The 18542-nt window shown below is 72.3% G+C and carries 19 protein-coding genes; 8 read left to right on the forward strand and 11 right to left on the reverse strand.

The genetic code is table 11. The features are described 5' to 3' along the window. Nucleotides 1-16 precede the first annotated feature (16 nt). Nucleotides 17-1078: an aminotransferase class V-fold PLP-dependent enzyme gene (locus IEZ11_RS03250; RefSeq protein WP_189260979.1), complete on the forward strand. Its 1062-nt coding sequence runs from the start codon at nt 17-19 to the stop codon at nt 1076-1078. Nucleotides 1079-1149: 71 nt separating this feature from the next. Here the strand turns inward: IEZ11_RS03250 and thpD are convergent, their stop codons facing one another. The 5 genes from thpD to IEZ11_RS03275 all read right to left on the reverse strand — a co-directional run bounded on the left by thpD (nt 1150) and on the right by IEZ11_RS03275 (nt 5670). Further along, nucleotides 1150-2037 (reverse strand): ectoine hydroxylase, encoded by an 888-nt coding sequence (thpD, locus tag IEZ11_RS03255; protein WP_189260980.1) that lies wholly within the window; start codon nt 2035-2037, stop codon nt 1150-1152. A gap of 2 nt (nt 2038-2039) precedes the next feature. Beyond that, nucleotides 2040-2438 carry an ectoine synthase gene (locus tag IEZ11_RS03260; protein WP_189260981.1) on the reverse strand — a complete coding sequence of 133 codons (399 nt, stop codon included), beginning with the start codon at nt 2436-2438 and terminating at the stop codon, nt 2040-2042. Nucleotides 2439-2466: 28 nt separating this feature from the next. Further along, complete coding sequence (gene ectB / locus IEZ11_RS03265) at nt 2467-3738, reverse strand: diaminobutyrate--2-oxoglutarate transaminase (protein ID WP_189260982.1); 1272 nt, start codon at nt 3736-3738, stop codon at nt 2467-2469. Nucleotides 3739-3749: 11 nt separating this feature from the next. Next, entirely contained in the window at nt 3750-4265 is a 516-nt protein-coding gene (ectA, locus tag IEZ11_RS03270; protein WP_189260983.1) for a diaminobutyrate acetyltransferase, read from the reverse strand. A gap of 304 nt (nt 4266-4569) precedes the next feature. Continuing rightward, entirely contained in the window at nt 4570-5670 is a 1101-nt protein-coding gene (locus IEZ11_RS03275; RefSeq protein WP_189261116.1) for a pyridoxal-phosphate-dependent aminotransferase family protein, read from the reverse strand. 198 nt (nt 5671-5868) lie between these two features. Between IEZ11_RS03275 and IEZ11_RS03280 the strand changes: the two genes are divergently transcribed. From IEZ11_RS03280 to IEZ11_RS03305, 6 genes are all read left to right on the forward strand, one after another. After that, nucleotides 5869-6723, forward strand: a complete 855-nt coding sequence (locus IEZ11_RS03280) for a transporter substrate-binding domain-containing protein (RefSeq protein WP_189260984.1) — start codon at nt 5869-5871, stop codon at nt 6721-6723. Continuing rightward, nucleotides 6720-7553 carry an amino acid ABC transporter permease gene (locus IEZ11_RS03285; RefSeq protein ID WP_189260985.1) on the forward strand — a complete coding sequence of 278 codons (834 nt, stop codon included), beginning with the start codon at nt 6720-6722 and terminating at the stop codon, nt 7551-7553. Before IEZ11_RS03280 ends, IEZ11_RS03285 begins: the two co-directional genes overlap by 4 nt. Next, nucleotides 7550-8323, forward strand: a complete 774-nt coding sequence (locus IEZ11_RS03290; protein ID WP_189260986.1) for an amino acid ABC transporter ATP-binding protein — start codon at nt 7550-7552, stop codon at nt 8321-8323. The genes IEZ11_RS03285 and IEZ11_RS03290 overlap by 4 nt, the downstream gene beginning before the upstream one ends. Nucleotides 8324-8370: 47 nt before the next feature. Further along, the gene (locus IEZ11_RS03295) at nt 8371-9003 is read left to right on the forward strand and encodes a hypothetical protein (protein WP_189260987.1); all 633 of its coding nucleotides are present in this window, start codon (nt 8371-8373) and stop codon (nt 9001-9003) included. A gap of 5 nt (nt 9004-9008) precedes the next feature. Beyond that, nucleotides 9009-10100 carry an amidohydrolase family protein gene (locus IEZ11_RS03300; RefSeq protein ID WP_189260988.1) on the forward strand — a complete coding sequence of 364 codons (1092 nt, stop codon included), beginning with the start codon at nt 9009-9011 and terminating at the stop codon, nt 10098-10100. Between the two features lie 143 nt (nt 10101-10243). After that, entirely contained in the window at nt 10244-11191 is a 948-nt protein-coding gene (locus IEZ11_RS03305; protein WP_189260989.1) for an SCO1860 family LAETG-anchored protein, read from the forward strand. A gap of 129 nt (nt 11192-11320) precedes the next feature. On the opposite strand, the gene cobC is transcribed toward IEZ11_RS03305, so the two are convergent. The 6 genes from cobC to cobM are packed head-to-tail and all read right to left on the reverse strand — an operon-like array spanning nt 11321 to nt 17719. After that, on the reverse strand, nt 11321-12433 hold the full coding sequence (gene cobC, locus IEZ11_RS03310; RefSeq protein ID WP_189260990.1) for an Rv2231c family histidinol phosphate aminotransferase CobC: 1113 nt from the start codon (nt 12431-12433) through the stop codon (nt 11321-11323). Then, nucleotides 12423-13352, reverse strand: coding sequence for a sirohydrochlorin chelatase (locus tag IEZ11_RS03315; RefSeq protein ID WP_189260991.1), 930 nt, complete (start codon nt 13350-13352; stop codon nt 12423-12425). The genes cobC and IEZ11_RS03315 overlap by 11 nt, the downstream gene beginning before the upstream one ends. Then, nucleotides 13349-13933, reverse strand: a complete 585-nt coding sequence (locus IEZ11_RS03320) for a precorrin-8X methylmutase (protein WP_189260992.1) — start codon at nt 13931-13933, stop codon at nt 13349-13351. Before IEZ11_RS03320 ends, IEZ11_RS03315 begins: the two co-directional genes overlap by 4 nt. After that, a complete protein-coding gene (gene cobJ / locus IEZ11_RS03325) occupies nt 13930-15633 on the reverse strand; it encodes a precorrin-3B C(17)-methyltransferase (RefSeq protein WP_189260993.1) in 1704 nt (567 codons plus the stop codon). The genes IEZ11_RS03320 and cobJ overlap by 4 nt, the downstream gene beginning before the upstream one ends. After that, nucleotides 15630-16874 (reverse strand): precorrin-6y C5,15-methyltransferase (decarboxylating) subunit CbiE, encoded by a 1245-nt coding sequence (cbiE, locus tag IEZ11_RS03330; protein WP_189260994.1) that lies wholly within the window; start codon nt 16872-16874, stop codon nt 15630-15632. The genes cobJ and cbiE overlap by 4 nt, the downstream gene beginning before the upstream one ends. Continuing rightward, nucleotides 16871-17719 (reverse strand): precorrin-4 C(11)-methyltransferase, encoded by an 849-nt coding sequence (gene cobM / locus IEZ11_RS03335; protein WP_189260995.1) that lies wholly within the window; start codon nt 17717-17719, stop codon nt 16871-16873. The genes cbiE and cobM overlap by 4 nt, the downstream gene beginning before the upstream one ends. 84 nt (nt 17720-17803) lie before the next feature. On the opposite strand from cobM, the gene IEZ11_RS03340 reads away from it, so the two are divergent. After that, entirely contained in the window at nt 17804-18532 is a 729-nt protein-coding gene (locus tag IEZ11_RS03340) for a ZIP family metal transporter (RefSeq protein ID WP_189260996.1), read from the forward strand. Nucleotides 18533-18542 lie beyond the last annotated feature (10 nt).

An 18542-nucleotide genomic window follows, 5' to 3' on the forward strand; every position in this document is an offset into this window, starting at 1 on the left:
GCCGCAGAGTGGACGCATGGAGACCACGGAGACGTTCGAGAGCCTCGTCCGCGCCGAGTTCACCCCGAAGAGCACCTACCTGAACACCGCCAGCAACGGCCTGCTGCCGGCCCGTACCGTGGCCGCCCTGCACGAGGCGGCGCTGCTGCGGGCCGAGGGCCGGCCCCTGACCTCGCTGTACGAGGACGTGGAGGCGTGCCGGGCGGGCTATGCCCGGCTCGCCGGTGTCCCGGCGAGCCGGGTGGCGGCGGGTGCCTCGGTCGCCGCGCACTCCGGCGTGATCGCCGCCTCGCTGCCGGCCGGCGCCGAAGTCCTCACCGCCGAGGACGACTTCACCTCCGTGCTGAACCCCTTCCACGTCCGCGGCGACCTCAAGGTCCGCGCGGTCCCGCTGGAGCGCGTCGCGGAGTCCGTCCGCCCGGACACCGCCCTCGTCGCGATCAGCGCGGCCCAGTCGGCGGACGGCCGGATCGCCGACCTGCCCGCGCTGCGCGAGGCCGCCCGCGCCCACGGGGCCCGCACCTACGTCGACTTCTCGCAGGCCGCCGGCTGGCTGCCGATGGACGCCGACGCGTACGACTTCACCGCGTCCGTCTCCTTCAAGTGGCTGCTCGGCCCGCACGGCGCGGCCTTCCTGGTGGTCCCCGAGGACTTCGGCGGGCTCACCCCGGTGCTCGCGGGCTGGGTCGCGGGCGAGGCACCCTCGAACAGCTGCTATGGCCCGGTCGCCGAACTCGCGCACTCCGCCCGGCGGTTCGACCTCACGCACGCCCTGTTCACGTTCGCGGGCCTGCGCCGCTCGCTCGACCTGATCGAGGAACTCGGCGTGGCCGCCGTGCACGCCCACGACGTGGGCCTCGCCGACCGGTTCCGCGCCGGGCTCGCGGACCTCGGGCATCAGGCGGTGCCCGCCCCCGGCTCGGCGATCGTCTCGGTCCCCGGGCTCGGCGGCCGGCAGCCCGAGCTGAGCCGGGCCGGCATCGAGGTCTCCGACCGCGCGGGCAACCTGCGCGCGGCCTTCCACCTCTTCAACACACCCGCCGACGTGGACCACCTGCTCGACACCCTGGCCGGCTGACCGACGGCACGGCCGGGCCGGGATCCCTCGTCCCACCCGAGGAGATCCCGGCCCGGCGGCTCACCGCACGGTCACCTCACCGGGGCGAAGTCCCGGGCCCCGATGAACTCCGGTCGGCGTACCGGCGCGGCGAACGGTTCCACCGCCGTGTTCTCCACGCTGTTGAACACGATGAAGACGTTGCTGCGCGGGAACGGTGTGATGTTGTCGCCCGAACCGTGCATGCAGTTGCAGTCGAACCAGGTCGCCGACCCCGGCCTGCCGGTGAACAGCCTGATGCCGTGACGCGAGGCCAGTTCGGTCAGGGCCTCGTCGGAGGGCGTGCCCGCGTCCTGCATCTGCAACGACTTCTTGTAGTTGTCCTCCGGCGTGGCCCCGGCGCAGCCCAGGAACGTCCGGTGCGAGCCCGGCATGATCATCAGGCCGCCGTTGGTGTCGTGGTTCTCGGTCAGGGCGATCGAGACGGACACCGTGCGCATGTTCGGCAGCCCGTCCTCGGCGTGCCAGGTCTCGAAGTCCGAGTGCCAGTAGAAGCCGCCGGCCCCGAACCCCGGCTTGACGTTGATCCTGGACTGGTGGACGTACACGTCCGAGCCGAGGATCTGCCGGGCCCGGCCGACCACCCGCTCGTCGCGCACCAGGTTCGCGAACACCTCGCTGATCCGGTGCACTTCGAAGACGGACCGGATCTCCTCGGACCTCGGCTCCACGACGGAGCGTTCGTCGGCCCGGATCGCCGGATCGGTGATCAGCCGCTCCAGTTCCCGCCGGTAGCCGGCCACCTCGTCCTCGCCGATGAGCTGCTCGACGGTCAGGAAGCCGTCGCGCTCGAAGGCCTCGAGCCGGTCCGTGGCGATCGGGCCGGCCGCGCCGGGCGCCGACCAGACGACCGGGTCCTTGCGGGGGACGGCGACCTCGACGGGGCCGCGGCTCGGGTAGAGGTCAGTGATCGTGGTCATGGTCAGCCCTCCTCCGTCAGCAGGGGATAGACGCCGTTCTCGTCGTGGTCCTCCCGGCCGGTGACCGGCGGGTTGAACACGCAGACACAGCGGAAGTCCTCCTTGACACGCAGCGAGTGCCGCTCGTGCCCGTCGAGGAGGTACATGGTCCCGGGCGTGATCGTGTACGAGGTCCCGGTCTCGTGGTCGGTCAGCTCGGCCTCGCCCTCGACGCAGACGACGGCCTCGATGTGGTTGGCGTACCACATGGACGTCTCGGTGCCCGCGTACAGGACCGTCTCGTGCAGCGAGAAGCCGACCCGCTCCTCGGCGAGGACGATGCGTTTGCTCTCCCAGGTGCCGGACGCGGCCTTCACATGGCGGTCGGTGCCTTCGATCTCCTTGAACGAACGGACGATCACGGTTCTGCGATGCCTCCTAGCTGGTGTTTCAGATGGTTTCCCGGACGGCCCGGGCGAGGACGCTGAGTCCCTCGTCCAGCTCCTCCGGGGTGACGGTCAGGGCGGGCAGCAGTTTCACGACCTCGCTCTGAGGCCCCGACGTCTCGATGAGCAGGCCGAGTTCGAAGGCGCGCGCGGCGATCCGCCCGGCCCGCTCCTTGTCGTGGAACTCCAGGCCCCACACCAGGCCCCGCCCCCGGTACTCGCGGACGTCGGCCAGGTTCTCCTCGACGATCGCGATGAGCCCCTGCTCGATCTGCTCGCCCTTGGTCCGGGTCTGCTTCTCCATCGCCGGGCCGTCGCTCCAGTAGCTCTCCAGGGCGGCGGCCGCGGTGACGAAGGCGGGGTTGTTGCCGCGGAAGGTGCCGTTGTGCTCGCCCGGCTCCCACACGTCCAGCTCGGGCCGGAACAGGCACAGCGACATCGGCAGCCCGTACCCGCTGATGGACTTGGACACGGTGACGATGTCCGGGACGATCCCCGACTCCTCGAAGGAGAAGAAGGTACCGGTGCGTCCGCAGCCCATCTGGATGTCGTCGACGATCAGCAGCATGTCCTGCCGCTCGCAGAGCGCCTTGAGGGCGCGCAGCCACTCGGGCCGGGCGACGTTGATGCCGCCCTCGCCCTGCACGGTCTCCACGATCACCGCGGCCGGCTTGTTGAGCCCCGATCCCTGGTCCTCCAACAGCCGCTCGAACCACAGGAAGTCCGGCACGGTCCCGTCGAAGTAGTTGTCGAAGGGCATCGGTGTCCCGTGCACCAGCGGGACCCCGGCCCCGGCCCGCTTGAACGCGTTCCCGGTGACCGCGAGGGACCCGAGGGACATCCCGTGGAAGGCGTTGGTGAACGACACGATCGCCTCGCGCCCCTTCACCTTCCGGGCGAGCTTGAGGGCCGACTCGACGGCGTTGGTCCCCGTCGGACCCGGGAACATGACCTTGTACGGCAGCCCGCGCGGCCGCAGCACCAGGTCCCGGAACGTCTGGAGGAACGACCGCTTGGCCGCCGTCGACATGTCGAGGCCGTGGGTGACGCCGTCCCGTTCCAGGTAGTCGAGCAGTGCCCGTTTCAGCACGGGGTTGTTGTGGCCGTAGTTGAGCGACCCGGCGCCGGCGAAGAAGTCCAGGTACTCGTGGCCGTCCTCGTCGTACATCCGGCTGCCCCGGGCCCGGTCGAAGACGGTCGGCCAGGCTCGGCAGTAGCTGCGGACCTCGGACTCCAGGGTCTCGAAGACGCCGAGGTCGGGCTGGGTGATGGTCACGGCGGGGCTCCTCAGTGCGATGTGGGGGTCAAGGGGCCGATGCGGTACAGGACTTCGGGGTGGTGCGGACCGTCGGGGAACTCACCGGCCTCGAACAGCACCGAGCGTTCGACGGCGGCGCCGTGCCGGTCGGCGTACGAGGCGAACAGGCGCTCGGAGGCCGTGTTGCCGGGCGTGATGGTGGTCTCGACGGCGGTGACCGGCTGTTCGGCGGCCACCCGGGCGGTGAGGCCGTCCAGCAGTCGCGCCGCGATGCCGCGTCCGCGCTCGGCGGCGTCCACGGCCACCTGCCAGACGAGCAGCGTGTCCGGCCGGTCCGGCCGGATGTATCCGGTCACGAACCCGACGGGCTCGCCGGCCGCGCCGCGCGCCACCGCCGAGGTGCCGGCGAAATCCCGGCACCACAGCAGATAGCTGTACGAGGAGTTCAGATCGAGGCTTCCGGAATTCTTGGCGATTCGCCAGAGAGCGGCACCATCGGTCACCAGCGGGCGGTCGACGATCAGGTCTGCTTGTGGGGCAGTCATGCGGACCGAATTTAGCGAGGCAAATGCAAAAATGCACGGCGAGGGTCGTTGTCGACCGAGCTCGCCATGCACTTATGTACCTATTTGTTCTGCCATAAAGCGGACAATTAACCCTGTTATGTGGGGTGCGTCACAGGGTTGAAACCCGGACGAAATTCCACCCGTTTAGCACTGCAAAAAGCGGGCAGGAGAACTCGGGAAAGCCATCTACGGAAGGGGAATCGGAAATTACCGTGAATTCGGGTTCCGATAACGCCGTCGATACGCGCCCGCAGGATGCCGGCGCGGTCGCGGTGCCGGTCGGCTACCGCCAGAAGGACTCCACCGTCCGCCGGGCCCCCTCCGGGTCCACCGGCAGGCCCTTCTTCGCCAGCCCCGTGCCGAGCGCCGCCAGGCTCGACCGGACGGCGTCGGCCGTCGCGTTTGCCCCGTAGTGGTTGACCCGGATCATCTCCCCGGCCAGCGCGCCCCCGCCCGCGGCCAGCGGCAGCGTGCCGTCGCCGGCCAGCGCCTCGGCGACCAGCTCCGAGGCCACCACGCCCGACGGCACCCGCAGCGTCGTGGCGACCGGCGCCGCGTCGGACTCCGCGTACACGTACGGCTCCAGGCCGCCGCCCAGGGCCACCGCGCCGGCCCGGGTGGCCAGCGCGGCCGTGCGATGCCGGGCCATCACCGCCTCCAGGCCGTCCGCCTCGATCCGCGCCACGCACGCCTCCAGTGCCAGCATCTCCAGCTGGGCCGGAGCGTGCAGCAGTGCCTTGCGGCCGCCGTCGATCCAGCGTTCCTTCCAGTCCGGCAGGGAGAGGTAGGAGTGGCGCGGGGCGCGCGGGTTCGCGGCCATCCGGGCCCATGCCCGCGCGCTCACCGACACCGCGGAGACGCCCGCCGGACCGCCCATCGCCTTCTGCGCCCCGATCACGCACAGGTCCACCCCCCACGCGTCCGGCAGCACCGGCTCGGCCCCGACCGAGGCCACCGCGTCCAGGTAGAAGAGGGCGCCGTGGGCCCGTACCGCCTCGCCGATCTCCGCGACCGGGTTGGTGTTGCCGGTCGCCGCCTCCGCGTGCACCAGGGAGACGAAGTCGATCTCCGGGTGGGCGGCGAAGGCCTCGCGGATCTGCTCGGCCGTGACGGCGGTGTGGAACGGCACGGCGAGGTCGATCACGGTCGCGCCGCAGTCCCGCAGCCAGTTCCCGAAGGTCTGCCCGTACGGGCCGGTGATCACGTTCAGTGCGACCGTTTCCGGCCCCGCCGTGGCCCTGATCGCGCCCTCCAGCGGCAGCAGCGCCTCGCCCTGCATGATCACGACGTCCTGGCGGGTATCCAGCAGGCGGGCCACCCGGTCCTCGATCGCGGCGAAGTGCGCGGCGCTCAGCGGGGGCAGGTCGAGGAAGGGGTGGGTCACGGCGGTGCTCTCTTCGCTCACGGAGGGGTGGATCAGGACGAGCGTAACCGGCACACCCCCGACGCCTCTGACCGGCGACTTCTTAGGCCGGACGGCCGCCCGACCATCGGTTTGATTTGAGGAACCCAAACATCTCCTTATAATCGGAACCCGCAGAAACGGAATCCACAGCTCCATCACAGACTCACGGGAGGTCTCGTGACCACGCTCCTCGGGCGCCGCCGGGCTCGTGCCCTGGCCGCCGTCACCGTCGCGGCCGGGCTGGCCCTCGTGGCCGGCTGCACGTCGAGCGGCAACGGCTCCAGCGCCTCCAGAACGGCCGCCGGCGGTGTCGTACTCGTCAAGGCCGGTCAGCTCACCACCTGCACCCACCTGCCGTACCCGCCGTTCCAGTCGGAGATCGACGGCAGGGTGCAGGGCTTCGACGTGTCGATGATCGACCTGGTCGCCAAGGACCTCGGCGTGAAGCAGCAGATCCTCGACACGCCCTTCGAGAACTTCAAGACCGGCGCCTTCCTCAACTCCGGCGAGTGCGACCTGGCCGCGGCCGGCATGACCATCACCGCCGAGCGCAAGAAGAACGTCGACTTCTCCGCCCCCTACTTCGACGCCACCCAGGCGCTCCTCGTCGGCAAGGACAGCGGCATCACCTCGCTCGCCGACGCCAAGGCCAAGAAGGTCCGGCTGGGCGCCCAGGCGCAGACCACCGGCGAGGACTACGCCAGGAAGCAGGGCTTCGACCCGGTCTCCTTCGAGTCCTCCGACGCCGTCCTCAACGGTCTGCGCACCGGTCAGGTCAAGGCCGTCATCATCGACTACCCGGTGGTCCAGGGCTGGCTGAAGGACAAGGCCAACGCGAACGCCTTCCAGATCGCGGGCAACATCAACACCGGTGAGCAGTACGGCTTCACGGTGAAGAAGGGCAACACCAAGCTGCTCGCCGCGATCAACAAGGCCATCGCCGACGCCAAGGCCGACGGCACGTACGAGAAGCTGTACGAGAAGTGGATCGGCCCCTACGAGCAGTCCGCGGCCTCTCCCTCCGCGTCATGACCGCGGCGGAGACCGAACTCCAGCCTCGCAAGAAGGGCCTGACCCGGCGTCAGAAGCGCAGGCTGTCACGCGGTGTGCAGTACGTCGTCTTCGTCGCCGCGGTGATCGCCTTCGCCGTCGGCGCCGACTGGGGGCGGCTGCGGAACCAGTTCGCCCAGTGGGACATCGCCAGGCAGATGTTCCCGGACGTCATCACGCTGGCCCTGAAGAACACCGTGCTCTACACGCTGTCCGGCTTCGTCGTCGGACTGGCCCTCGGCATGGTGATCGCGCTGATGCGGCTGTCCTCGGTGGGCCCCTACCGCTGGCTGGCCGGCGTCTACATCGAGATCTTCCGCGGCCTGCCCGCCCTGCTGATCTTCATCTTCATCGGCGTCGCCGTCCCGCTCGCCTTCCCCGGCACGGAGATCGTCGGCGGCACCTACGGCAAGGTGGCCCTCGCGCTCGGCCTGGTCGCCGCCGCCTACATGGCCGAGACCATCCGTGCGGGCATCCAGGCGGTCCCCAAGGGCCAGCTGGAGGCGGCCCGTTCGCTGGGCTTCTCACCCGCCCGCGCGATGATCTCGATCGTCATCCCGCAGGCGTTCCGCATCATCCTCCCGCCGCTGACCAACGAGTTGGTGCTCCTCTTCAAGGACTCCTCCCTCGTCCTGTTCCTCGGTGTCACCCTGGAGGAGCGCGAACTGTCCAAGTACGGCCGCGATTTGGCCAGTACGACCGCCAACTCCACGCCCATCCTCGTCGCCGGCCTGTGCTACCTGCTGGTCACGATCCCGCTCGGTTTCGTCGTGCGCCGCATGGAGGCGAAGGCCCAGGAGGCCGTGAAATGAGCCGACCCGAGATCCAGGTGAAGGGCCTGCACAAGTCCTTCGGCGACAACGAGGTGCTGCGCGGTATCGACCTGGAGATCGGCCAGGGCGAGGTCACTTGCGTCATCGGCCCGTCCGGCTCCGGCAAGTCGACGCTGCTGAGGTGCGTCAACCTCCTCGAAGAACCCACCCGGGGGCAGGTGTTCGTCGGCGGCACCGAGCTGACGGACCCGGACGTCGACATCGACGCCGTGCGCCGCCGGATCGGCATGGTCTTCCAGCAGTTCAACCTGTTCCCGCACCTCACCGTCACCGAGAACCTCACCCTGCCGCAGCGCCGGGTGCTCCGCCGGGACAGGGCGCGGGCCGCCCGCGTGGCCGCCGAGAACCTCGCCCGCGTGGGCCTCTCGGAGAAGGCGGACGCCTACCCCGCCGCCCTCTCCGGCGGCCAGCAGCAGCGGGTGGCGATCGCCCGCTCGCTGTCCATGGGCCCCGAGGTGATGCTCTTCGACGAACCGACCTCGGCCCTCGACCCGGAACTGGTCGGGGACGTCCTGGCGGTGATGCGGATGCTGGCGCAGGAGGGCATGACCATGATGGTGGTCACCCACGAGATGACCTTCGCCCGCGAGGTCGCCGACCGGGTGGTCTTCATGGACGGCGGGGTGATCGTCGAGGACGGCACCCCGGACCGGGTGATCGGCGACCCCGCCCACGAGCGCACCCGCCACTTCCTCTCCCGGCTCCTGGACCCGGCCATGGCCCAGGTGGAGGAGGAGACGCCGGACTAGCCGGCCGGCGCGGCCCCGCTGTCAGTGCCGTGTGCGAGGGTTCCGTCATGAACACAGAGCACCTGGAGCGGGGTTGGGAAGAGACCGTCGCCCTGTTCGAGCGGCGCGGGCTGCCCGAGTCGTCGTACGAGAACCTCTACGAGGAGTCCTACGACGTGCACCCCGGGCCGGTCACGATCGCGGGCGATCTCGATCTGGACCTGGAGGACACGGCACCCTCCGGCGCCGGCCTCGTCGTCGACGGTGACCTGACCGTCGAGGGCAGCATCGTCAACGTCGACGACGGCTGCCCGGCGGTGGTCGTCCTCGGCGGTCTGCGGGCGGCGAACGTCTATCTCGAAGGCGACGCCAAGCTGCTGGTGCTGGGCAGCGTCACCGTGGACGCCTTCATAGGCAACATGACCGACAAGCTCGTGATGATCCACGGAGACCTGCGCGCGAAGGTGACCGTCCTGTCCGGCGAGTTCAGCCCCGACCTGGTCGGCGGCACCCTGCACGGCGCCGTCGTCGCGCCCCGCTACCTCGACCTCGCCCAGGACGTCGACCCGGCCTCGGTCCTCGTCCCCGAGGTGCTGCGCGCCGACGGCGAGGACGACTGGTGCTCCTTCGACGCCCCGCGGGTACACGGCGGCCGGCTGCTGAGCCGTATCGATGAGGGACTCCCGGTAGTCCTAGGCTGAGGCCCATGAGCGATCAAGCGGTGCTGCATGTGACGGGCCGGGTTCTCGTGGGACCCGAGGACGTCCGCGACGAACTGTGGGTGGTGGGCGGTCGCGTCTCCTACGACCGTCCCGCCGGCGCCCGTGACATCCGGACCGTCGACGGCTGGACGCTCCCCGGCCTGGTCGACGCCCACTGCCACGTCGGCCTCGGCCCGCACGGCCCGGTCGACGCGGCGACCGCCGAGAAGCAGGCCCTCACCGACCGCGAGGCCGGCACCCTGCTCATCCGGGACGCCGGTTCCCCCTCCGACACCCGCTGGGTCGACGACCGCGACGACCTCCCGAAGATCGTCCGGGCCGGCCGGCACATCGCGCGGACCCGCCGCTACATAAGGAACTTCGCCCACGAGATCGAGCCGGCGGACCTCGTCGCGTACGTCGCCCAGGAGGCCCGGCGCGGCGACGGCTGGGTCAAACTGGTCGGCGACTGGATCGACCGGGATCTGGGCGACCTGGCGCCGAGCTGGCCACGGGACGCCGTCGAGGCGGCGATCACCGAGGCCCACCGGCTCGGCGCCCGGGTCACCGCCCACTGCTTCGCCGAGAACTCGCTCCAGGACCTGGTCGAGGCCGGCATCGACTGCATCGAGCACGCGACGGGGCTGACGGAGGACCTGATCCCGCTCTTCGCCTCGCGCGGCGTCGCGATCGTCCCGACCCTCGTCAACATCGCCACCTTCCCGCAGCTCGCGGCGGGCGGCGAGAGCAGGTTCCCGCAGTGGTCCGCTCATATGCGCCGGCTCCACGAGCGCCGCTACGACACCGTGCGCAGCGCCTACGACGCAGGCATCCCGGTCTACGTCGGCACCGACGCCGGCGGCTCCCTCGCCCACGGCCTGGTCGCCGACGAGGTCGCCGAACTGGTCACCGCCGGGATCCCGCCCCTCGACGCGCTCGCGGCGACCAGCTGGGCGGCCCGCGCCTGGCTCGGCAGGCCCGGCCTGGAGGAGGGCGCACCCGCGGACCTGGTGGTGTACGAGAGCGACCCGCGCGCCGACGTACGCGTCCTCGCGTCCCCCCGTCGGGTGGTGCTGAACGGGCAGGTCGTCGAGTAAAGGAACGTCTGTGCCGACAGACTCGAATACGTGCGCGGAAAAGTCCACTATTGAGTGAAGTAACGTGGGATTGCCGTCCGTTCACCCACAGTGCGTAATTCTTGGCGGGTCCCGAGCAAGTTTTTCTGGGGGGTCCCACCACCTTGAACAGCGACACCTTCCGCATGCCCGCACGCCGTCTCGCGACCTTCGCGACGGCCACCGCCCTGGCCGCAGGTCCCGCGGTCCTGGCCGGCGCGGGCACCGCACACGCGACCACCGGCCACGGTCGCGCGAGCGCCGTCGTCCTCCGCACCGGCCTGCGCGTCTCCCTCCTCGACAAGACCGTGAACGTCCCGCTCGCGGTCTCCCTGAACGAGGTCACGGCACCGCAGAGCTCCGACCGGACCGCGCTGACCGCCACGCTCGGCGGAGTGGACGGCGGCAGGCCGTTCCACGTCCTCGGCGCGGACGTCGCGGCGGCCAAGGCGACGGTCTCCGCCGACCGCGCCGAGGCCTCCGTCCACCTCGCCCACACCCGGCTGCACGTGCCGGGCCTGCCCCTGCTGTCCCTCGTCGAACTCGACACGGTCAGGTCCAGGGCCACCTGCGAGACCGGCAGGCGTCCGGAGGCGGACGCCGACGTGGCCGGCGCCGTCACCGTGCTCGGCAAACGCGTGACGCTGAGCGCGGGCGGGCCCACCGATGTCAGGGTCCCCGGCGTCGGCGAGGTCCGCCTCGATCTGTCCAGGCGCGAGACGACGTCGACCTCGGCGGCGGCCAGCGCCCTCGAACTCAAGGTCTCCGTCAACCCGCTGAAGCTCAACGTGGCCGGGGTGGAGGGAACGCTGACCCTGGCGAAGGTGACGTGCGAGACGCCGCCGGACCCCGCAGCCGCACCGGCCGACCCCACGGACCCGGCCGACCCCACGGACCCGGCCGGTTCCGCCGATCCGGTGACCGACGTGAAGGTCCAGGGCGCCCCGGCGAAGGAGACGAAGCTGGCGGAGACGGGCGGGAGTTCGGTGATGCCGTACATGGTGGCGGGTGCGCTCGCGCTCGTGGTCGCCGGAGGAGGGGTGTTCCTTCTGGTGCGTCGCAGGAGTTCTTGAGAGCACGCGCTGAAGGCGCCCCTTCAGGGGCGCGGGGCGGTAGTCGATGTGCGGCTACCGCCCCGCGGGAGGCGGGCCGGCCACGACGCACCCGTACGCGCGAACGGTCCGCAGTTCCCCCCCCGCTCTTCACGCCCGTATCAACATCAACGCCTGATCCAGCGCCTGCAGGAACCGGTTCACCGTCACCCGGTCCCGTACCGCGATCCGCACCCAGTCCTCGTCCAGCCCGGGGAACGTGTCCCCCCGCCGCACGGCGTACCCCAGCACCCGCAGCTGTCGGCGCACCGCCGCCGCCTGCGCCATCCGGACGAGCACGAACGGCCCCTCCGCCGGCCCCGCCACCCGTACCCCCTCCGGCGCGAACTCCTCCAGCCCCGCCACCAGATGGGCCCGGTCGGCGGCGACCCGGTGCGCCGCGTGCGCCGCCTCCGCCAGCGCGCGCGGCGCCACACACGCCTCGGCCGCCGCCAGCGCCAGCGTCGACACCGGCCACAACGGCTGCGCCCGCGCCAGCTCGGCGATGACCTCCGGCGCCGCCAGCACGTACCCGATCCGCAGCCCGGCCAGCCCCCACGTCTTCGTCAGACTCCGCAGCACCACCAGACCCGGTACATCGGTCCGCGCGGCCAGCGCCTCCCGCTCACCGGGCACCGCGTCCATGAACGCCTCGTCGACCACCAGCGTCCGCCCGGGACGGGCCAGCCGGGCGATCGCGTCCGCGGGATGCAGCACCGACGTCGGGTTCGTCGGATTGCCGATCACCACCAGGTCGGCGTCCTCCGGGACGGCCGCCGGATCGAGCCGGAACCCGTCCGCCGCCCGCAGCAGCACCCGGTCCACGGTGTGCCCGGCATCCCGCAGCGCCGCCTCCGGCTCGGTGAACTGCGGGTGCACCACCACCGGTTGACGTACCTTCAGCGCCCGCGCCAACAGCACGAACGCCTCCGCGGCACCCGCCGTCAGCAGCACCCGTTCCACCGGCAGCCCGTGCCGCGCCGCGACGGCCGCCCGTGCCGCCCGTCCGTCCGGGTAGGCCGCGAGCCCGCCCAGCGACTCGGTGATCCGCTCCCGCAGCCAGGGCGGGGGAGTGCCGGTGCGCACGTTGACCGCGAGGTCGACGAGCGCCGCACCGCCGTCCCGGACCTCGGCGTCCCCGTGGTGCCGCAGGTCGTGCCCGCCTCCGGCACCCGCGGAGCCTCTGTCGTCTCCGGGGTCGCCGGAACCGTCCTCAGTGCGCATGCGCGTGTCCGCCATGGTGATGGTGTCCGTGTCCGTGGTGGTGGTGTCCGTCGTCGTCCGGGTGGAAGTGCGGCTGCTGCGGCAGCCCGACCTTGTCCTCGAAGCCGGGCAGCGCGATCCGGTACACGCACGAGTCGCAGTTCATCCGCAGATCACCCTCGACCGCCTCCCGGTACCGCTCCATCACCAGGTCGAGCAGTTCCGGCTCGGGCCCGACGACGTCCGCCGAACGCACCTCGACCTCCGGGTGCGCGGCCGCCCAGCCCTCGGTCTGCTGCCGCACCCGGTCCGGCAGGATCCCGGTGAAGAGAAAGTACGGCAGGACCACGATCCGGCGCGCCCCCAGTTTCAGACACCGGTCGAGCCCGCTCGGCACGTCCGGCGCCGCCAGCGACACGAACGCTGTCTCCACGCCGGCGTATCCGCGCCCCTCCCACAGCAGCCGGGCCGCCTTGTACACCTCGGCGTTGGCGTCGGGGTCCGTCGAACCGCGGCCCACCAGCAGCACGGTCACGTCCGCGCGGTCCAGCGCGGCCCGCGAGGAACCGCCCATCGCCTCGTCGAGACGGCGTTCGAGGACCGCCAGCAGGGCGGGGTGCGGCCCGAGCGGACGGCCGTAGGTGTACGAGATCCCCGGGTGCCGCTCCTTCTCCCGGGCCAGCGCGGCCGGGATGTCGCCCTTGGCGTGCCCGGCGGAGACCAGCATCAGAGGTACCGCGGCGAACCGCCGCACGCCCTTGTCGACCAACTCCGCGACGGCATCGCCGAGCGGCGGCGGGGACAGCTCGATGAAGCCGCCCGCGACGGGCAGTTCGGGGTGGCGGCGCCCCAGCTCCCGTACGAAGTCGCGGAACGCCTCGGCCCCGGCGTCGTCCCGGGTGCCGTGGCCGGCGATGAGCAGGGCGGGCGGGGTGGTCACAGCGTCTCCTCGGAAGTGGGGTGGTACAGCAGGGCGTTCAGCGCGGCGGCGGCGACCGCCGAACCGCCCTTCTCGGACACGTTGCTGACGGCGGGCAGGCCGCTCTCCCGCAACGCGGCCTTGGACTCGACGGCGCCGACGAAACCGACGGGCAGGCCGATCACGAGCACGGGGGCGGCGTCCAGCGTCAGCAGTTCCTCCAGGGCGGTCGGCGCGTTGCCGATCACCCACAGGGCGCCGGGCCCGACCTGTTCGTAGGCGAGCCGGATCGCGTGTGCCGAACGGGTCAGGCCCGGCCCGGCCACGGCGTCCCGCAGCCGGCACACCGTCTCCCGGCGGGTGATCCCGGCGCCGACCATCTCGACGTCCACGACGACCGGCGCACCGGCGTGCAGCGCCGCATGCGCCTTCGCCAGCTGCCCCTCGTCGGTCACCAGGTCGGCCGCGTACTCCAGGTCGGCGGCGGAGTGGACGACCCGCTCCACCACCGCCCGGGTCAGCGGCGGGAAGTGCGTGGTGTCCAGGCGGGCGCGCAGCCGCCGGTAGGACTCCTGCTCGATGGGATGGACGACCCGGTTCACCTGACCTCCTCCTGAGCGCTCTCCTGCCAGCGGTAGCCGCGCGGGGTGACCATGCGCCCGGCGATGTCGCGGGTCGCCGTGTTGCCCACGGTCACGACGGTCATCATGTCGACCCACGCCGGGTCCAGCGCACCCAGGGTGGTCAGCCGGCTCGACTCGTCGGGGCGCGAGGCGTTGCGTACGACACCGACGGGCGTGGTCGGCTCGCGGTGCTCCGCCAGGATCGCGAGCGCCTTGGGCAGCTGCCAGTCGCGGCCCCGGGAGCGCGGGTTGTAGAACGTCACGACGATGTCCGCCGAGGCCGCCGCGCGCACCCGGCGCTCGATGACCTCCCACGGCGTGTGCAGGTCGGACAGGCTGATGGAGACATGGTCGTGGCCGAGCGGCGCGCCCAGGATCGCCGCGGCCGCGAGCGCCGCGGTGACGCCCGGGACGCCGATCACGTCGATGTCGTCGGAGGCCTCGGCGAGCGCGGGGGAGGCCATCGCGTACACGCCGGCGTCCCCGCTGCCGATCAGCGCGACGGCGTGCCCGGCACGCGCCTCGGCGACCGCGGTACGCGCCCGCTCCTCCTCGGCGCCGAGCCCCGACTCCAGGATCCGGGTGCCGGGCCGGAGCAGGTCCCGGATCTGGTCGACGTACTGGTCGAGCCCGACGAGCACGGCGGCACGGCGGAGTTCGGCCCTGGCCCGCGGGGTGAGCAGGTCCCGGGCACCCGGGCCGAGTCCGACGACCGCGAGCCGCCCGCGCGCCGGACGCCGTACGACGGCACAGGTCGCCATGGCGGGCCGGCCGTCCTCGCGGACCGACTTCCGCTTGGGCACGAGGAGTTCACCGCCCCGCGCGAGAGCCGCCGCCTCGGCGACGGAGGGGGTGCCGACGGCGGCGAGGGGAGCGTCCGAGGGGTTGGGGACCTGGATCCCGGCCAGCTCCCCGGCGGAGTAGGTCACCAGCGGGACCCCGAGCCGCGCGGCCGCCGCGACGATCCCGGGCTCCGCGGCCTTGGCGTCCACGGTGGCGAGTTCGGCGATGCTGCGCGGCGACAGCCCCGCGTCCCGCAGGGCCGCTTCGACGAGGCCGAGCACCTCGTCGACGGGGGCGTCCTTGGCGGCGCCGACCCCGACGACCAGGGACGGCGGCCGCAACAGCACCTCGTTCGGGGCGGGTTCGGCCGCACGGTCGGTCAGCCGGACGGAGCAGACGCCCTCCTCCGCCAGCGGCAGCGGCGGCAGCGGCCATGCCAACTCGGCGTGCAGCGCCACCGGTTCGCCGTCCAGCAGGGCCCGTGACACGGTGGCCACCGAGCCCTCGACCGGGAAGCCGAGGGTGTCGAGTCCGGGCAGTCCGACGGCGTCGGTCGCGGTGGTCACCACCGGCTGCGCGGCCAGCGACTCGGCCACCTCCGCGGCGAGTTCGTTCGCACCGCCGCCGTGCCCCCCGACCAGCGACACCGCGAACCGGCCGCCCTCGTCGACGCACACCACCCCCGGGTCGGTCGCCTTCCCGCCCAGCAGCGGGGCGATCAGCCGTACCACCGCACCGGTGGCCAGGAAACACACCAGCTGCTCGCACTCCGCGAACGCGGACCGGACGGCGTCCTTGACGGGACCGTCGTACACCCGCGTGCGGTCCGGCCACGCCGCGGCCAGCCGGTCGCGTGCCGCCGCCCCCGCCGCGGTGGCGGAAATCAGGCCGATCACTGAGCAACTCCTTCTTCGGGTCCATCTTCGGAGACGGGGATCCTGGACCCCCACAGCAGGAACACGGGATTGGTCGCCGCCAGCCGGGTCACCTCGCCCGGCAGCGGCGCGAGACGGGAGGACTGCAGCAGCACCCCGTCGCAGGAGAACCCGGCACCGGTGAGCGCCGCCCGCGCCGCCGGTACCCGGTCCAGGGCGGCCATCGCGACCACCACGGTCCGCCGGGCGCGCCGCGCGCAGGCGTCGACGACGGCCGGCAGTTCACGGCCCCCGCCGCCGACGAACACGGCGTCGGGATCGGGCAGCTGGGCCAGCGCCTCCGGCGCCGTGCCGTGCACCACGTCCACGTACACGCCGTGCGCCAGGGCGTTGGCGGCGATCCGCCCGACCCCGTCCGCCGTCTTCTCCACGGCGACGGCGGCGGCACCGAGGCGGGCGCACTCCACGGCCACCGATCCGGACCCCGCGCCGACGTCCCAGACCAGGTCGCCCAGCCGGGGCCCGAGCCGGGCCAGGGCCAGCGCCCGTACCTCGAACTTGGTGATCATCGAGTCGCGGTGCGCGAACGCGTCCTCGCCGAGGGCCCAGCCGCCGGGTTCCGCCCGGCCGCCCGCCACCGTCCGCACGGCACCGAGCGCCCGTGACTCGTCGAGGCAGAGCACCACGCTGACGTCCGTCCCCCAGTCCCGGCCGGCCGCCTCGTCGGGCGTGACCCGTTCGACGCGCTCCCGTACGGAGCCCAGGGCCGAGGCGACGACGAGGACCCGCGGGGCGTGCCGCAGGGCCGCGCCGAGTTCGGCCGGGCCCGCTCCCGGCCCGGTCAGCACCGCGACCTTGGGATGCGCCCGGCACACGTTGACCGCCGTACGCGGCTCCCGGCCGTGCGCGCTCACCACCACGGCGTCGTCCCAGGGCAGCCCGACCCGCGCGAAGGCGGCGGCGACGGAGGACACCCCGGGGCGTACGTCCAGCGCCGCGGCCCCGAACCGCTCGGCCAGCACCCGCACGATGCCGAAGAACCCGGGGTCCCCGGAGGCCAGCACGGTCACGGGCCGGTCCTTGCCGACGTACTCCTCGATGGTGTCCAGGGCGGGCGCCAGCGGCCCGAGGACGATCCGCTCGGCCCCCTCCGGCAGCCGTACGGCGTCCAGGTGCCGCCGCCCGCCGACGACCAGCTCGGCCCCGGCCAGCGTCTCCGGCGCCGGGGCCGCTCCCGTCCCCGTACCGACGACCGTGATCATGTACTGGCCCCCCGCTCGCGCAGCGCCCGCCGGGCCTCGGGGTCGGCCTTGCGGAAGCCGTGGAAGTGGCCGGGATGGTAGAGGTGGGAGCGGGTGCCCCGGGCGTCCAGGGCCGGGCCGACCAGGAAGAGGGTGTGCTTCCAGAGCCTGTGCTCCTTGACCGTCTCCTCCAGCGTCTCGATCGTGCACTTCACGATCAGCTCCTCCGGCCAGGTCGCCTGATAGGCGACGACGACCGGGGTGGTGGTCGGGTAGCCGCCCTCCAGCAGCTCCCGCACCAGCTGCCCGCTGCGCGCGGCGGAGAGGAAGATCGCCATGGTGGTCCCGTGCCGGGCGAACTCCCGTACCTCCTCGCCCGGCGGCATCGGCGTCTTGCCGCCGCCGAGCCGGGTGAGCACGACGGACTGCGCCACCTCGGGAATGGTCAGCTCGCGCCGGGCCAGCGCGGCCACGGCCGAGAAGGCGGAGACGCCCGGCACGATCTCGACCTCGATGCCGAGCCCGGCACACCGGTCGACCTGCTCCTGGGTACCGCCCCACAGGGCCGGGTCCCCGGAGTGGATCCGGGCCACCCGCAGCCCCTCGGCACGGGCCCGCTCGTACACGGCCACGACGTCCTCGAGGGACATCGTCGCGGAGTCGAGAACCTCCGCGTCCTCGCGCGCGTGCTGGAGGACCTCCGCCTGGACCAGGCTCGCGGCCCAGATCACGACGTCGGCCTCGGCGATCGCGCGCGCGGCCCGGAACGTCAGCAGATCGGCGGCGCCGGGGCCGGCGCCGACGAAGGTCACCTTGCCGGTGGGAGCGTCGCCGGGGACAGGGGCGGCGGCAGCGGCATCGGCCATGGAAAATCGGTCCTCTCTGGACAAAGGGTGTTACGGGTGCTGCTGGATGTGCGCTGAGGCGGGTCGATCGGATAGCAAGGGCACATGGCGGTCTTCGTCGCGCTCGGCGCGTTCCTGATGACGCTGGCCGGCGGCTGGACGGCACAGCGTGTGACCGACCGTCGCCACCTGGTCCTGGGTCTGGCCGGCGGTCTGATGCTCGGGGTGGTCGGCCTCGACCTGCTGCCGGAGGCGCTGCGCGCGGCCGGCCGCGAGATCTACGGCGTACCGGCCGCCCTGCTGCTGTTCGTGGCCGGTTTCCTGCTGGCCCATCTGGTGGAACGCACCCTGGCCCTGCGCCAGGCCGCGCACGGCGGTGACGAGCACGGTCACCGGGCGCCCGAGGTGGGCCTGACGGCGGCCGGGGCGATGGTCGGCCACAGCGCGATGGACGGCGTGGCGATCGGCGCGGCCTTCCAGGTGGGCGGCGGCATGGGCACGGCGGTCGCGCTCGCGGTCATCGCGCACGACTTCGCGGACGGCTTCAACACGTTCACGATCACGAGCCTGTACGGCAACGCGCGCCGCCGGGCGATAGCGATGCTGATCGCCGACGCCTGCGCACCGGTCCTCGGCGCGCTCTCCACGGTCTTCGTCACCATCCCGGAGGCCCTGCTCGGCGGCTATCTCGGCCTCTTCGGCGGCGTGCTGCTCTATCTGGCCGCCGCGGAGATCCTGCCCGAGGCCCACCACGAGCACCCGGCCCGCTCGACGCTGCTGTGCACCGTGGCGGGCGCGGCGTTCATCTGGCTGGTGGTGGGCATTTCCGGCTGACGCCCGACCG

This window comes from Streptomyces fuscichromogenes (assembly GCF_014645815.1).
GTDB classification, from domain to species: Bacteria; Actinomycetota; Actinomycetes; order Streptomycetales; family Streptomycetaceae; genus Streptomyces; species Streptomyces fuscichromogenes.